Source organism: Roseomonas mucosa ATCC BAA-692 (assembly GCF_000622225.1).
Lineage (GTDB): Bacteria > Pseudomonadota > Alphaproteobacteria > Acetobacterales > Acetobacteraceae > Roseomonas > Roseomonas mucosa.
Genome location: NZ_JHWD01000001.1, coordinates 344,470 through 357,818, shown reverse-complemented (window position 1 = coordinate 357,818; position 13,349 = coordinate 344,470). Strand labels below are relative to the sequence as shown.

Below are 13,349 nucleotides of genomic sequence, written 5' to 3'. Positions count from 1 at the left end.
CTCCGGTGTCTTGAATCTGGCATCCTGGAGCAGAGCCAGGCGGCCGGCCTCGCCCCGCTCCCGGTCCGGCGCTTCAGCGCGCGGGCGTCGCCGGAACCTTGGGCGCGCTTTCCGCAGCGGCGGCGATCGCGCGTGCGACAACCAGGAGGCCCTGGCGCTGGTGCTCGTTCATGGTGGTAACCAGGCGTTGCAACTCCGCCTGGAAGTTGTGGTTCGAAGACTGCACGTCCTGATGCCCCTCCAGCGTACTCGAACCGGAAACAAGTTTATCGGCATAAATCGCATTTTTTGGATGTTTGCAAGCACCTTTACCATTCCGTCACGAACCGGGCGACAGGCACGGCAGCAAAGGGCAGGAACCTTGGCTTCTTGCAGTTGCGAGATGGAGAATGCCTCCGGAGGCGGGCCGGCCGGGAACTTTCATTCTCGGCTAACAATAAATTTCGTGTGACCGCCTCATCTGCCAGACCATGAAACCATCGCCGCGCCGGGGTGCGCAGCGATCCGGCCGGGCCACTCCTCGAACCCATGTTTCCGTGCCGTGGCGATGCGGCGCCTTACCCGGCGCCGGTGGCCTCTTTCTCCGCCTCGTTCTCCCCTTCCGCCATGGGGTGCAGGGGCGCCACCGCCGGGGTGGTGCCGGGCAGGCCCTGATAGGGATGCTGCTGTTCGGCGGGCAGGGTCGCCCGGGCTGTCAGGCGCCACAGGCCGAAGCCGAGACAGGCCAGCGACACCAGCCCCGCATAGAGGAACAGGCCGCTGCGTCCCACCAGACTCATGCCCGTGGAGGCCAGGACCGGCCCCGCCGCCGCGCCGAAGGAATAGGCCAGCACGAGGCCGCCGCTGGCCGCCACCCGGTCGCCCGCCCCCAGCCAGTCATTGGTGTGCGAGACGCAGAGCGGATAGAGCGCGAAGACCAGGCCGCCGAAGAGCGCCCCCGTTGTCAGCAGCCAGGCGGTGCCGTGCGGAGCAGCCAGGAGCACCAGGATGCTGGAGGCCGTCAGCGCGGCCAGCGTCCCCAGGATCACCAGCCGCCGGTCGAACCGGTCGGACAGGCGCCCGAGCGGCCATTGCAGTGCCATGCCCCCCAGGATCAGCGCGGTCATGAACAGCGTGGTCCCTGCGAGGTCGAGCCCGCTGCCCCGGGCGAAGAGCGGCGCCAGGGCATAGACGGCGCCCAGCAGCAGGCCGCTCGTCACCGTGCCGACCATGCCGAGCGGCGAGATCCGGTAGAGCTGGCGCAGGCTCAGCGAGGCCACGTCGGGCAGTGCGGTGGGGCTCTTGCTGGTCATCGAGATGGGCAGCACGGACAGGCCCATCAGGATGGACAGCAGCAGGAAGGGCCGCAGGTCCCCCGCCCCGCCGATGTTCAGCAGCCCCTGCCCCGCCGCCTGGGCGCCATAGACGCAGACCATGTAGGCGGCGAGCAGCGCGCCGCGCCGCGCCGGTTCCGCCCGGTCGTTCAGCCAGCTCTCGATGCAGATGAACAGCCCGGCCATGCAGAAGCCGTCCACCAGCCGCACCAGCGCCCAGAGCGCGGCGTTCTGCCACAGCGCATAGACCAGGCCGGTGGCCGAGACCGTGGAGGCGAAGACGGCGAAGGCGCGGATATGCCCAACGCGCAGGATGACACGGAAAGCCTGCAGGGCGCCGAGGGTCAGGCCGAGGAAATAGGCCGTGGCGACGAGGCCCGTCAGCGTCGGCGACGCACCGGCCGCGTTCAGGCGCAGGCTGATCAGCGTGGTGAGCGGCCCGTTGCCGAGCATCAGCAGCACCACCGAGAGCAGCAGCGCGCCGACCGGCCGCAGCAGCGGGGGAGCGGTGGTCACCAAGAGTGTCTGTCTCCCTGCTTCCGCCCTTTCCGCGGCGGGCATGGATAGGGCGCGGCGGACGTGACGCGGCAAAGGGGTGGAACGCAAGCCCCCGCCGCTTCGCGTCCTCGCGAGGGCAACGCCGCGCGTGATATCATTTTCCGCCATGGAAGGTTTTTTTGAGCCTTGTGCCGCCAGGGCAGGGCTTCCGGCGTTGACCCGACACGCCGCAACCCCCCGGATCATCCGCAGCTCCTTGCATTTCGATACGGATGCCGATTTTTGAGTGCTAGGGTCGCCCATGATCTTTCCGCCCCTGCATGCCCCGACGCTGCTCGTGGCGACGGCTCTGGTGATCGCCTTTTCCGGGCTGGTCCTCCTGCTGTCTCGTGGCCGCGGCCGGGATGCCGGTCCGCTCGCCCTCTGGGGGATCGCCCTGATCCTGGGAGCGGCCGGCCTTGCCCTGACGGCGGTGGCGCATGATGGCGGCGGTGCCTGGGGCGGGGCGGCGATCCTGCTGGCGACGGCCCTGTCCTGGACGGCGGCGCGGCGCTTCGCCGGCCGGCAGGCCCGCCCCGGCCTGATCCTGCTCGGGCCCGCCGCGTGGCTGCTCTGGGCGGGGCCGGTCGGGGATGGGCTGGAGAGGGCCGGGCTGGCGGGACCCTGGCACGCCACGCCGGTCTTCGCGATTGGCGCCGCCTATACCATCGCCACCGCGCTGGAACTCCGCCGCCGGCGCGACGAGGCGGGGGATGCCGGACGAATCGCCACCCTGCTCCTCACCCTGCACGCCGTGCTTCATCTCGCCCGCGCCGCCTCGCTGGTGCTGGCCACGGAAGGAAGCTGGCTGCTTTCCCCGGACATCGGCATGGTCCTGGTCGCCGAGGCCCTGCTGCACACGATCGGCCTCGCCTTCCTGTTCCTGGCGATGACCAGGGAGCGCGCGGAGCGGCAGGCGCTGGAGCCGTTGCGGCGCCTCGCCCTGTCCGACGGGCTGACCGGCCTCGCCAACCGGCGCCGCCTCGACGAGACCCTGGCGCGGGCGGTGCGGGAGAACGACCGGATGGCGCTGCTGATGGTCGATGTCGATCACTTCAAGGCCTTCAACGACACCTATGGCCACCAGTCCGGCGACGATTGCCTGCGCGCCATCGGCAAGGCGTTGAGCCTGTCCGTCCGGCTTCCCGGCGAGATGGCCGCGCGCTACGGCGGGGAGGAATTCATCCTGCTGCTGCCCGGGGCCGACGAGGCCGCGGCCCTGGCCCGGGCGGAGGATATCCATGCCCGGATCGCTGCCCTGGCCATCGCGCATGGCGGCAGCCCGCCCGGCCGGGTGACGGTCAGCATCGGCATCGCCACCCGGCGGAGCCATGACACCGCTGGGGAGGCCGGCGCGCCGGACCGGCTGCTGCGCGACGCCGACGCGGCCCTCTATGCCGCCAAGGCCGAAGGGCGGAACCGGACCCGGGGCCCCGGATCGGTCCGGGGGCCGGTCCTGCGCCCCAGCCTCCCGGCGCATCTCCATCCCGCCCTGGAGCGGGCGCGCTCCGCCTGACGGCACCGGCCCTTCCGCCCCGCGGGCGCGGCTGGCAAGCGGGGCGGCATGGCCTCCATCCTCCTCTACCTCCTGGCCGCCCTGGCGGAGATCGCCGGCTGCTTCAGCTTCTGGTCCTGGCGCCGCCTGGGACAGAGCCCGCTCTGGCTGCTGCCGGGCATGGCCTCCCTCGCCGCCTTCGCCTTCCTGCTGACGCTGGTGGACAGCAGCGCGGCAGGCCGCGCCTATGCGGCCTATGGCGGGATCTACATCGCCGCCTCGCTGTTCTGGCTCTGGGGCATGGAAGGCGTGGCCCCCGACCGCTGGGACCTTGCCGGCAGCGCCCTCTGCCTCCTCGGCAGCGCCGTGATCCTCTTCGCGCCACGCAGCGGCTGACTGGGAGCGCTGCGCCTGGCGGCGGCCCCCAGGAGGGGCAAGAGGCCGGGGAAGAGGCGAAGGTGTCCCCCGGGACGCGAAACGGCAGCAGTGACGCCTGGATCAGTCCAGCGTCGCGCCCGAGGCTTCCACCAGCCGGTGCCAGTATTCCGCCTGCGTCTGCAGATAGGCCGCGAAGGTGGCTGGGCTGTCGTCCCAGACAGGGGTCAGGCCCTCCGGCACCACGCGGTCGCGGAAGGCTTCCGAGCGCACGAGGCCGGTGAAGGCCGCGAAGAGGCGGCCGATCCGGTCCGGGGCGGTGCCGGCGGTGGTCAGCACCGCATACCAGGCCTGGGCGTCGATGCCGGAGCCCGGCAGCAGCTCCTCCATGGACGGCACGTCGCGCAGCTCCGGCACGCCGGTCACGCGCCTGGCCGAGCCGACCGCCAGGGCGCGGAACTCGCCGCTGCGCAGGTGCGGCAGGATCGCCGGCGCCACGTCGAACATCATGTCCACGTTGCCCACCAGCAGGTCGCGGATCGCCAGGGCGCCGCCGCGATAGGGCACATGGGTGATGTCCACTCCGGTCGCCTTTTGCAGCGCCGCCAGTGTCAGGTGGCTCACCGTGCCGGTGCCGGAGGAGCCCATGGTGATCTTCCCGGGCGCCGCCTTCGCCGCGGCGATGAGGTCGGCGAAGCTCTTCCAGCTGCGGTCGGCCCGCACCACCAGCACCAGCGTTCCGGACGCAACACGGGTGATCGGGGCGAGGTCCTTCAGCGGATCGAAGCTCATGGAACGGCGGTACAGGAAGCGGTTCGCCGCCAGGATCGTGGCCGAGCCGAGCAGCAGCCGGTAGCCGTCCTTCGGCGCGCGGACCACGGCCTCCGCACCCAGGTTGCCGCCCAGCCCGCCACGGTTCTCGACCTGGACCGGCTGGCCAAGGGCGGGCTGCACCTGTTCCGCCAGGAGGCGGCCGAGGATATCCACCGCACCGCCGGCCACATAGGGCACGATCATCTGGAGAGGGCGGTCCGGGAAGCTCTCCTCGGGCGTGGCGGGCGGCGCCGACGGGGAGGCCGCGTCCCGGGACGCTTCCGGAGCACCCCCCTGGGGCGCCCTCTGGTTCACCTCCTGGTTCACCCCTTGGGCCAGGGCGCCGCCGGGGCGGGGCAGCAGGGCCGCCAGGGGGATCAGCATGGCGCGACGGCGCGGGGTCATCGCTCGGCTCCCGGGGTTCATGCGGCTTCCTCCTCGCAGCAGCTCGGCCCGCCTGCAAGACCCGTACCGGCCGCGGCCACCGCGCACGCGGCAGGGGGACGGCAAGGGGACAGGTCAGCGCGCCGAGAGGCTGTGGATCAGCACCGCCGCGGCGACGGAGACGTTGAGGCTTTCCACCCGGCCGGAGCCCGGCAGCGTCACCCGCGCGGCGCAGGCCCCGGCGGTGACCGGGGCGACGCCCTGTTCCTCGTTGCCCAGCACGAGGGCGATAGGCCGCCCGCGCGGCAGTTCCCCGGGCGGAACGCCGCCGGCCGCGACCGCCGCCACGGTCAGCACCTGCGCCGCGATGGCGCGCAGCGTCCCCGGCAGGTCCGGCGCGGCATGGAGGGCGAGCGCCTCCAGCCCGCCCTCGGCGGTGCGGAAGGCGGCCTCGCCCAGCCAGGCCTGGCGCGGATCGCCGGACAGCACCATGCCGGCGCAGCCGAAGAAGGCCGCCGAGCGGGCGATGGCGCCGAGGTTGTGCGGGTTGCCCACACCGTCCAGCACCGGCAGGACCGGCGCGGCGAGGAGCGGGGCCGGCAGGGGCACGGGCAGCAGCGGCAGGCGGCGCGGTACGGCGATGGCCACGATGCCGCCGTGATGCGTGGTGCCCGCGACACGCGCCAGCTCCTCCGGCCGGACCTCGCGATAGGGGCGGCGTTCCCGCGCCAGGGCGGCGCAGACCGGACCGGCCTCCGCACGCATGGCCGGCAGGTAGAAGAGGCGCAGGATATCGCCTGGGCGATGCCGGAAGACGGCCTGCACGGCGGCGCGGCCGCAGATGCGGTCGGGATCGGGGGGACGCGGCATGGCGGATGGCTGCTCCAGGCGCCGCGGGGCTAGAGCTTGCGCCCCGCCAGCCCTTCCAGCATCTCCAGCGTGGTCGTGGAAATCTCCATCCCCTCGGCCTCGCTGCGCGCCTCGGCGGCGAAGCGGCGGCCGCCCGGCAGGCGCACGCCCTCGTCCTCCAGCATCGCGGCGACCAGCGTCTCCACGCGGTCGAGGAAACGGTCCTGCCCCGCCAGCGCGCCGGGGTCGATGACGATGAAGGCCTGGCCCAGCGTCGGCCTGTTGCCCTGCTCCTCGAACAGGCTGTCCGCCTCCACGCTCAGCGCCGCACCGGTCAGCGCCACGCAGAGCAGTTCCACCACCATGGCCAGCAGCGCGCCCTTGGTGCCGCCCGCCGCCAGCATCGTGCCCGCCAGCGCCGCCTTGGCGTCGGTCGTCGGGCGTCCCTCGGCATCCAGCGCCCAGCCCTCGGGGATCGGCTCGCCATGCTGGGCGGCCTTCATGATGCGCCCGCGCGCCACGCTGCTCAGTGCCAGGTCGATCACCAGCGGCGGGGCGTCGCGGCGCGGAAAGGCAGCGGCGATCGGGTTGGTGCCGAAGAGCGGCCGCTTGCCGCCAGGCGCCGGGATCGAGGCCGGGGCATTGGCGAAGGCCAGCGCCACCAGCCCCTTCTCCGCCATGCGCGCCACCGGGATGCCCATGGCGCCGGAGTGGTTGCTGTTGGTCACCCCGGCGAAGCTGATGCCGTGCTCGCGCGTGCGGAGCATCGCCTCGGCCTCAGCGATCTCCAGCGCCGGATAGGCGAGGCCGTGGCGCGCATCGACCAGGACGGTGCCGCCGCGCTCGGCGCGGATCTCCGGCACCGCCTTGCCATCGGCCCGGCCGGTGCGCAGGAAGCCCGTGTACATCGGCACGCGGGACAGGCCGTGGCCGGACCAGCCGGCGGCCTCCGCCCCGACCAGGGCGCGAGCCGTGGCACCGGCCATGATGCCGGAGGACCCGGCATTGACGAGGGACTTGCGGACCAGGAGATGCGCCTGGGCGGTGTTGATGCGCGGCATGTCCCCCTAGGGCCGCGCGCGGCGCAGCACGTCAAGGGGCTTTGCTCGCGGGCCTGCCTTCGTGGCCTCCGGGGGCCTTGCGCGAAGATCCCCGGGGAACGCCCGGAGAAGTCCCGGTGGGCCCAGGCATGTCCAGGGCCGGTCCGGGGCGGCGCCGGGGACGGAATCCGCCGTGGACTCCCGCGAAAAGGGAAAGACATCCCCCGGAAGCCCCTCGTCCGGGGAATGGCTCTCCCGCAATCGCCGGGCGGGCCTTCACCCCCCGCTCCCGGCATGGCAGGCTCGCCACCTTCCTTACAGCATGACGCGGGAGTTCGGCGCATGGCGGGCGTGTTCTGGTACGACGGGCAGTGGAGCACCGAGGAGCCGAAGGTTCTGGGCCCGATGGACCACGCCTTCTGGCTGGGCTCGATCGTCTTCGACGGCGCCCGCGCCATCCGCGGCCTGGTGCCGGATCTCGACCTGCACTGCCAGCGCGTGATCCGCTCGGCCCGCAACATGGGCATGGACCCGAAGATCGCCGCCGGGGAGATCGAGGAGCTCTGCCGCGAGGGCGTGCGCCGCATGGGACCGGATGCCGAGCTCTACATCCGCCCGATGTTCTTTATCCGCACCGGCATCGGCGCGGCCTTCCCGGATCCGGCCTCCACCACCTTCATCCTGTCGATCTACGACGCGCCGATGCCGGAGCCGAAGGGCTTCTCCGCCTGCATGGTGCCCTACCGCCGCCCCGCCGCCGACATGGCGCCGACCGATGCCAAGGCCTCGGCCCTCTACCCCAACTCCTCCCGCGCCGTGCGCTGGGCCAAGGAGAAGGGCTTCGAGAACGCGGTGATGAGCGACCCGGACGGCAATGTCGCGGAATTCGCCACCTCCAACATCATGATGGTGAAGGACGGGGTGGTGATGACGCCCACGGCCAACGGCACCTTCCTGGCCGGCATCACCCGCTCCCGCATCATCTCCCTGCTGCGCGAGGCGGGGCGCGAGGTGCGCGAATGCACCGTGACGCCGCGGATGCTGGCCGAGGCGGACGAGATCTTCGCCACCGGCAACTACGGCAAGGTGCAGCCCTGCACGCGCTTCGAGGACAACCAGATGCAGCCCGGCCCGGTCGCCGCCCAGGCGCGCAAGCTGTATTTCGACTGGGCCGAGGGTTCGCGCATCCTGCCGGGGAAGGCCGCCTGAGGGAGAGCCGCGCCAGCTGCGCTGCGACCTGCTCCGGCCAGCGGAGGACCGGGTCCTGAGCCGCCGGCAGCAAGGCAGCGGCGTCACCCACCCGCGCCCTGCCCCGTCGCGGGACGGACCGCGCGCCGGGGCGAAGCCGGGCCGGGGACAGGATGGGCGCGCCCGTGCCGGAAGCGACCGGGACACGGCGCGGCCCCGGTCCTCCGGCGACGGCCCGCCGTCTTGGCTGGCGCAACGCATCCTGCACCAGGATGGCGAGGTGCTGATCCTCGACAAGCCGGCCGGCCTGCCGGTCCATGCCGGGCCGCGCGGCAAGCCGAGCCTGGAGGACTGGCTGCCCCTGCTGCAACAGGGCAAGCGGCATCTGCCGCAACCGGCCCATCGGCTGGATGCCGACACCGCCGGGTGCCTCGCCCTGGGCCGCACCAAGCCGGCGCTGGCGGCGCTCGGCGCGCTCTTTGCCGCCGGACGGGCGGAGAAGACCTACTGGGCCGTCGCGCTCGGCAGCCCCCTGGCCGAAAGCGGCACGGTGGACGCGCCGCTGCGCAAGGTCAGCACCGCCCGGGCCGGCTGGCGCATGGAGCGGCATCCGGAAGGCCAGGCCGCCCGCACGGCCTGGCGTGTGCTGGGGCGCGGCCCTGGCCTGACCTGGCTGGAGCTCCGCCCCGCCACCGGCCGCACGCACCAGCTCCGCCTGCATTGCGGGATGATCTGCGGCCCCATCCTGGGGGACCCGCTCTACGGCCAGCCGGCCCCGGGGGGTCTGCACCTGCTTGCCCGCGCCCTGCGCCTGCCGCTGGAGCCGCCGCGCGCGGCCGAAGCGCCGCTGCCTGGGGCCATGCAGGCGGGCTTCGCCGCCTGCGGCTGGACGCCGGGCAGCGCCTGAGGCCGGGGCCGATGCCCGCTCCGTGCCCTCCAGCCCGATGCTCGCGAGGGTTTGCGGTGGGCACGATCGCGAAGCCCTCGACGTCCTGCGGCGTCGCTGTCATTCCATGCGCGCATGGGTCCCGCATGAGCACGGAGAGCTGAGGTTGGACGGGCAGGCGAGATCGCAGCGCCTCGGCCATGGCTGGACCAGCGGGCAGCGCCTCGCCGCGCTCTATGGCGGCTATGCGCTGCTGGTCCTGCTGGTCGTGCTGGCGCAGCTTCGCTGGACGGACGGCGAGAGCACGGGGCCGGTGCTGCTGTCGGGCCTGCTGCTGCTGCTGGGCCTGGGCGGAGTGGCCTGGGCCTCCCGCACGCTGGTCGTCCAGCCGGTGGCCGCCGCGGCGCGCCGGCTGGAGGAAGGCGGCCCCTTCCCACTCGCCTCCGGCCTCGCCGGCGACGACTACGACGAGCACCAGGCCCCGGCGGAGATCGCCGAGCTGGTGCAGCGCCTGGGCGCTGCCCGCGCGACCCAGGAGGAAGCGGTGCGCCTGCGCGACCTGCTGCTGCGGGAATCGCACCACAGGCTGAAGAACCACCTGACCCTGCTGGGCTCCTTCCTTCGGATGCAGGAGCGGCAGATCGACGACCCGGCCGCCCTGGCGGCGCTGCGTGCTGCACAGGGACGGATGATGGCCATCGCCGCCACCTATGACCTGATGCACGAGGCCGGGGCGGCGGAGGTCTCGCTCGACGGCATGCTGGAACGCCTTGCCCGGGCGTTGCCGGAGCGCGAGGGCTCGGCGGTTCCCATGGATACCGAGCTGGCGCCGGTCTCCGTGCCAGCCGACGTGGCGGTCAAGCTCGGCCTGGTGGTGAACGAGCTGGCTACACACGCCCTGCGCCATGGCCCGCCCGGGGGCCGGGTGCGGATCGTCCTGCGGGCCGAGGGGGATGGCCTCGTGCTCCTGGTCAGCGACGAGGGACAGGGGCAGCCGGAGGGTCCCAAGGGGCTGGGCATGACCATCGCCGAGGGCCTCGCCCGGGCGCTGGGCGCGCGCCTCGGCCGCCTGCCGCCGCCGCAGAACAGTTGGGAGGTCGCCTGGTCCCCACGCCGGGATCCGGCCAGGAATCAGGGGCAGGCCGCGGCCTCGTGAGGATCCCTGCCCCTGCATGATCGCTGGCCAGGGGCCGCCGAGGATGTTAACAATCGTTCATGATGGATGAATGGACCGCCGCCTTCGAGGGCTGGATGCGCGCCAATGCCGCCTGGGTCGGCCCCGCCACCTTTCTCGTCGCCTTTCTGGAATCCTTTCCCGTGGTCAGCATCGTGGTGCCCTCCACGGCGCTGCTTCTCGCCATCGGCGCACTGATCGGCGGCGGACTGGCGGACCCCTGGCCGGTGCTGGCCGCCTGCGCCCTGGGCGGCATGCTGGGCGATGCCGCCGGGTACTGGCTGGCGCGGGCGGTGGGCCCCTATGCGGTGCGGCGGCGCCTGCCGGCTTCCTGCCGACGGGTCTATGCCTGGTCGGTCACGGTGTTCCGGCGCTGGGGCTGGTGGGCGGTCTTCGCCGGGCGCTTCCTCGGCCCCATGCGGGCGGTGACGCCGCTGGCGGCCGGCGTGACCGGCATGCGCAACCGCGCCTTCCAGAGCGCCAATATCCTGTCCGCCCTCCTCTGGGCGCCGCTGGTGCTGATGCCCGGCTCCATCGGTGGCTGGCTGGCGCGGGAACTCGGGCAGGAGCCCGATCCGCTCCTCCTGGCCGCCACGGCCGGCGGCGCCCTGCTGCTCTGGCTGAGCTACCTGCGGCTGAGGCCCGTGCTGAGCGGTGCGCTGAAGGCAAGGCGCTGAGCCGTCACACTTCCGCCCGGAGGGCGAGGTCCTACCTGGCCTTCGGCGTCGAGGCAGTGCCTCGACCCCCGATACCCCCTATCCGCCAGGAACCCGGTCAAACGCATACGTTGGACCCTGGACCTCCCACTCGTTGACGCTCTCTGACGCCGGATCGCGCCGGAGAGCCTAGCCCTCCAGCGATATCGGTGCGGACAGGGTGTTCCACTCGTTTCCCGAGCCCCATCTGTCCGTTCAGCCCCCGGGGATCGGGGCATAGGCCAACGCCCGCCACGGCTGCCAGCACAGGGAGCCCAGGGCGCGCAACGTCCTGGCAGGAAGGGGATTCCGGGGCGAGAGGCGGCGCCTCTCCCCCGGGGCTGGCCACGGAGGCCCCGCCGACAGTTCCTTCTACCCGGCCAGCCCTGCCATCAGGCCGAGCCTGCGCGGCACCGCCGGTGGCGGCATGACGGACGGCACGGGCCTCACGCCAGCCAGTCTGGCGGGCGCGGTGGCGTAGCGAAGGTCGTGACCCTCGGCGAGCATCTGCCGGAACAGAGCCGCCATCGAGAGATCCTGACCGCCGCGCCGCTCCAGGCGGTTCAGCACCTGCCGGAACAGCGCCACGGAACGGAGGCGGTACAGGCCAGTGCCGCAGAGCCGGGACAGCCCGCGCTGCTCGGACAGTTCTTCCAGCCGCCCCACCGCATCCCCCTGGACGAAGCCGCGAAAGGGGCGGCCGTTCTCGCCGCATTCCAGCCAGCCATCCGCCCCGGGGACCGGCGGCAGATGGCACAGGTCCGCCAGCGCCTCCGCGCCCAGGACCGTCAGCGGCGCCTCGACAGGGGCGCCGATGGCGCCGAGGCCGAGGCGCACCGTTTCCGCCTCCCCGCGTGTCGGCCGGGACAGGGCGACGAGTTCCGCGGCGGTGCCATAGGCCGCCAGCCGGCCGTGCAGGAACTCCGCCACGCCCGGCCGGTCGAGATGGATGATCAGCAGGCTGGAAGTGGGGCCACTGTCCGGCAGGCCCGCGAGGAAGCGGTCCAGCAGGGACGGGCCGCCCTCCGCGCCGCGCAGCCATTCGGGCGGGATCTCGTCGTTGCGTCCCGGACGGCCGACAGCAGGGACCACGATCATGTCGCCGGTTCCCGGTCCCCAAGGGGGGATAGGGAGGGGACGAGTGAAGACGGGGGCATAGGGGTCATGATCGACTCGGATCGGCTCCGGGCAGGGCAAAGGCGTGAAAGGAAAATACATCCATAGAGTGTATCACTTCCAAAACAATCAACCCTAAGTCAATGCCCAAAGTGAGTGGTGGGCGATTCGATGTTCCCATATTGTTCTTGACCTGACGGTGCCCTGAACCCCATATTCGGCAGGAACGAAGAAAGAACGCGGCCACGTTTCCCCCGTGATCCCCCACGGGGACCCCACCGTGGCCGCCCCGGACGGAGCTTCGTGTCATGCCCGATGGCAGCCTGGGCCGCCCCCTCGCCCTGACCGGGTCCCCCCTTCCCGGTGTCCGCAGAGGCCGTGGTGCCTCCGCGAACCCTGCCATCCGCTACGAAAGCTCCGTCCGGGACCCCTTCGACGACGGCTGGAACACGCTGCCCGAGGCACTGGCGGAACTGCCGCCCCTCGCGACCACCCTGACACGGGATGTCACGCGCAAGGCCCTGGCCTGGAACGACAGCCCGGATCTCGGCTTCGACCGCAGCATCAATCCCTACCGAGGCTGCGAGCATGGCTGCATCTACTGCTATGCCCGCCCGACCCATGCCTGGCTGGGCCTCTCGCCGGGCCTGGATTTCGAGACGCGGCTGGTCTTCAAGCCCGAGATCGCCACGCTGCTGGAGAAGGAGATGCGCCGGCCCGGCTATGTGCCGAAGCCCATCGCGCTCGGCTCCAACACCGATCCCTACCAACCCGTGGAGCGGCGACTGCAACTGACCCGGGCGGTGCTGGAGGTGCTGGACCGCTTCAACCACCCGGTTTCCATCGTCACGAAATCCGCCGGCGTGCTACGGGATATCGACATCCTGCAACGGATGGCGTCCCGCAACCTCGTCCATGTCTGCCTGTCCGTCACCACGCTGGACCACAGGCTGGCCCGGCTGATGGAGCCCCGCGCCGCGGCCCCCATACGCCGCCTCGCCGCGCTGCGTGCGCTGACCGAGGCTGGCATCCCCACCGCCGTCCTGGCAGCGCCGATGATCCCCGGGCTGAACGATGCCGAACTGGAGCGCATCCTGGGCGCCTGCCGCGAGGCCGGGGCGAGCCGGGCGGGCTATGTGCTGCTCCGCCTGCCGCTGGAAGTCGCGGAAATGTTCGAGACCTGGCTGCGGAACCACTATCCGGATCGTGCCGCCCGCATCCTGGCGCTGATCCGCGAGACGCGCGGCGGGCAGAGCTACGATTCCCGCTTCGGCATCCGGCAGGTCGGCACCGGGCCCTATGCCGACACGCTGCGCCAGCGCTTCCACCTGGCCCTGAAGCGCTTCGGCTACGGCCAGACCTTTCGCGGCGCCGGGGGGTGCGGCGACGATCCCCTGGACTGCTCGCGCTTCACCGTGCCGCCCTCGGAGGCCGCACCGCAGCAGCTCAGCCTGTTCTGACCCACTCCCGAACGGAAAGGGCCC

Annotated in this window: 13 protein-coding genes; 7 read left to right on the top strand and 6 right to left on the bottom strand. The window is 72.2% G+C overall.

Features of this window, described 5'->3' with window-relative positions:
- Positions 1 to 73: 73 nt before the first annotated feature.
- Both BT98_RS27085 and BT98_RS0101690 read right to left on the bottom strand, forming a co-directional pair.
- Positions 74 to 226: a hypothetical protein gene (locus BT98_RS27085; RefSeq protein ID WP_019459621.1), complete on the bottom strand. Its 153-nt coding sequence runs from the start codon at positions 224 to 226 to the stop codon at positions 74 to 76.
- A gap of 331 nt (positions 227 to 557) precedes the next feature.
- On the bottom strand, positions 558 to 1,829 hold the full coding sequence (locus BT98_RS0101690) for an MFS transporter (RefSeq protein ID WP_026032946.1): 1,272 nt from the start codon (positions 1,827 to 1,829) through the stop codon (positions 558 to 560).
- Between the two features lie 283 nt (positions 1,830 to 2,112).
- Between BT98_RS0101690 and BT98_RS22855 the strand changes: the two genes are divergently transcribed.
- The gene (locus BT98_RS22855) at positions 2,113 to 3,366 is read left to right on the top strand and encodes a GGDEF domain-containing protein (protein ID WP_019459619.1); all 1,254 of its coding nucleotides are present in this window, start codon (positions 2,113 to 2,115) and stop codon (positions 3,364 to 3,366) included.
- Between the two features lie 48 nt (positions 3,367 to 3,414).
- Positions 3,415 to 3,741, top strand: coding sequence for a YnfA family protein (locus BT98_RS0101680; protein WP_019459618.1), 327 nt, complete (start codon positions 3,415 to 3,417; stop codon positions 3,739 to 3,741).
- 102 nt (positions 3,742 to 3,843) lie between these two features.
- On the opposite strand, the gene BT98_RS0101675 is transcribed toward BT98_RS0101680, so the two are convergent.
- From BT98_RS0101675 to BT98_RS0101665, 3 genes are all read right to left on the bottom strand, one after another.
- Entirely contained in the window at positions 3,844 to 4,938 is a 1,095-nt protein-coding gene (locus BT98_RS0101675) for a Bug family tripartite tricarboxylate transporter substrate binding protein (RefSeq protein WP_019459617.1), read from the bottom strand.
- A gap of 114 nt (positions 4,939 to 5,052) precedes the next feature.
- Positions 5,053 to 5,787 (bottom strand): TrmH family RNA methyltransferase, encoded by a 735-nt coding sequence (locus tag BT98_RS0101670; RefSeq protein WP_019459616.1) that lies wholly within the window; start codon positions 5,785 to 5,787, stop codon positions 5,053 to 5,055.
- Between the two features lie 29 nt (positions 5,788 to 5,816).
- Positions 5,817 to 6,827, bottom strand: coding sequence for an Ldh family oxidoreductase (locus BT98_RS0101665; RefSeq protein ID WP_019459615.1), 1,011 nt, complete (start codon positions 6,825 to 6,827; stop codon positions 5,817 to 5,819).
- Between the two features lie 321 nt (positions 6,828 to 7,148).
- Here BT98_RS0101665 and BT98_RS0101660 point away from each other — a divergent pair, with 321 nt between their 5' ends.
- From BT98_RS0101660 to BT98_RS0101645, 4 genes are all read left to right on the top strand, one after another.
- On the top strand, positions 7,149 to 8,015 hold the full coding sequence (locus BT98_RS0101660) for a branched-chain amino acid aminotransferase (protein ID WP_019459614.1): 867 nt from the start codon (positions 7,149 to 7,151) through the stop codon (positions 8,013 to 8,015).
- A 259-nt stretch (positions 8,016 to 8,274) separates the two neighbouring features.
- The gene (locus BT98_RS0101655) at positions 8,275 to 8,901 is read left to right on the top strand and encodes a pseudouridine synthase family protein (RefSeq protein WP_019459613.1); all 627 of its coding nucleotides are present in this window, start codon (positions 8,275 to 8,277) and stop codon (positions 8,899 to 8,901) included.
- 145 nt (positions 8,902 to 9,046) lie between these two features.
- On the top strand, positions 9,047 to 10,036 hold the full coding sequence (locus BT98_RS0101650; RefSeq protein WP_019459612.1) for a sensor histidine kinase: 990 nt from the start codon (positions 9,047 to 9,049) through the stop codon (positions 10,034 to 10,036).
- Between the two features lie 59 nt (positions 10,037 to 10,095).
- Positions 10,096 to 10,731 carry a DedA family protein gene (locus BT98_RS0101645; protein WP_019459611.1) on the top strand — a complete coding sequence of 212 codons (636 nt, stop codon included), beginning with the start codon at positions 10,096 to 10,098 and terminating at the stop codon, positions 10,729 to 10,731.
- 390 nt (positions 10,732 to 11,121) lie between these two features.
- Here the strand turns inward: BT98_RS0101645 and BT98_RS25840 are convergent, their stop codons facing one another.
- Positions 11,122 to 11,847 (bottom strand): glycosyltransferase family protein, encoded by a 726-nt coding sequence (locus BT98_RS25840; RefSeq protein ID WP_019459610.1) that lies wholly within the window; start codon positions 11,845 to 11,847, stop codon positions 11,122 to 11,124.
- A 326-nt stretch (positions 11,848 to 12,173) separates the two neighbouring features.
- Between BT98_RS25840 and BT98_RS0101635 the strand changes: the two genes are divergently transcribed.
- Positions 12,174 to 13,325, top strand: coding sequence for a PA0069 family radical SAM protein (locus BT98_RS0101635; RefSeq protein WP_019459609.1), 1,152 nt, complete (start codon positions 12,174 to 12,176; stop codon positions 13,323 to 13,325).
- Positions 13,326 to 13,349: the final 24 nt, after the last annotated feature.

Bases quoted from the DNA above. Each gene is read 5' to 3' on its own strand.
- BT98_RS25840 (WP_019459610.1), bottom strand. From the start codon at position 11,847: ATGATCGTGGTCCCTGCTGTCGGCCGTCCGGGACGCAACGACGAGATC.
- BT98_RS0101680 (WP_019459618.1), top strand. From the start codon at position 3,415: ATGGCCTCCATCCTCCTCTACCTCCTGGCCGCCCTGGCGGAGATCGCC.
- BT98_RS0101675 (WP_019459617.1), bottom strand. From the start codon at position 4,938: ATGACCCCGCGCCGTCGCGCCATGCTGATCCCCCTGGCGGCCCTGCTG.
- BT98_RS0101670 (WP_019459616.1), bottom strand. From the start codon at position 5,787: ATGCCGCGTCCCCCCGATCCCGACCGCATCTGCGGCCGCGCCGCCGTG.
- BT98_RS22855 (WP_019459619.1), top strand. From the start codon at position 2,113: ATGATCTTTCCGCCCCTGCATGCCCCGACGCTGCTCGTGGCGACGGCT.
- BT98_RS0101635 (WP_019459609.1), top strand. From the start codon at position 12,174: ATGCCCGATGGCAGCCTGGGCCGCCCCCTCGCCCTGACCGGGTCCCCC.
- BT98_RS0101660 (WP_019459614.1), top strand. From the start codon at position 7,149: ATGGCGGGCGTGTTCTGGTACGACGGGCAGTGGAGCACCGAGGAGCCG.
- BT98_RS0101645 (WP_019459611.1), top strand. From the start codon at position 10,096: ATGATGGATGAATGGACCGCCGCCTTCGAGGGCTGGATGCGCGCCAAT.
- BT98_RS0101665 (WP_019459615.1), bottom strand. From the start codon at position 6,827: ATGCCGCGCATCAACACCGCCCAGGCGCATCTCCTGGTCCGCAAGTCC.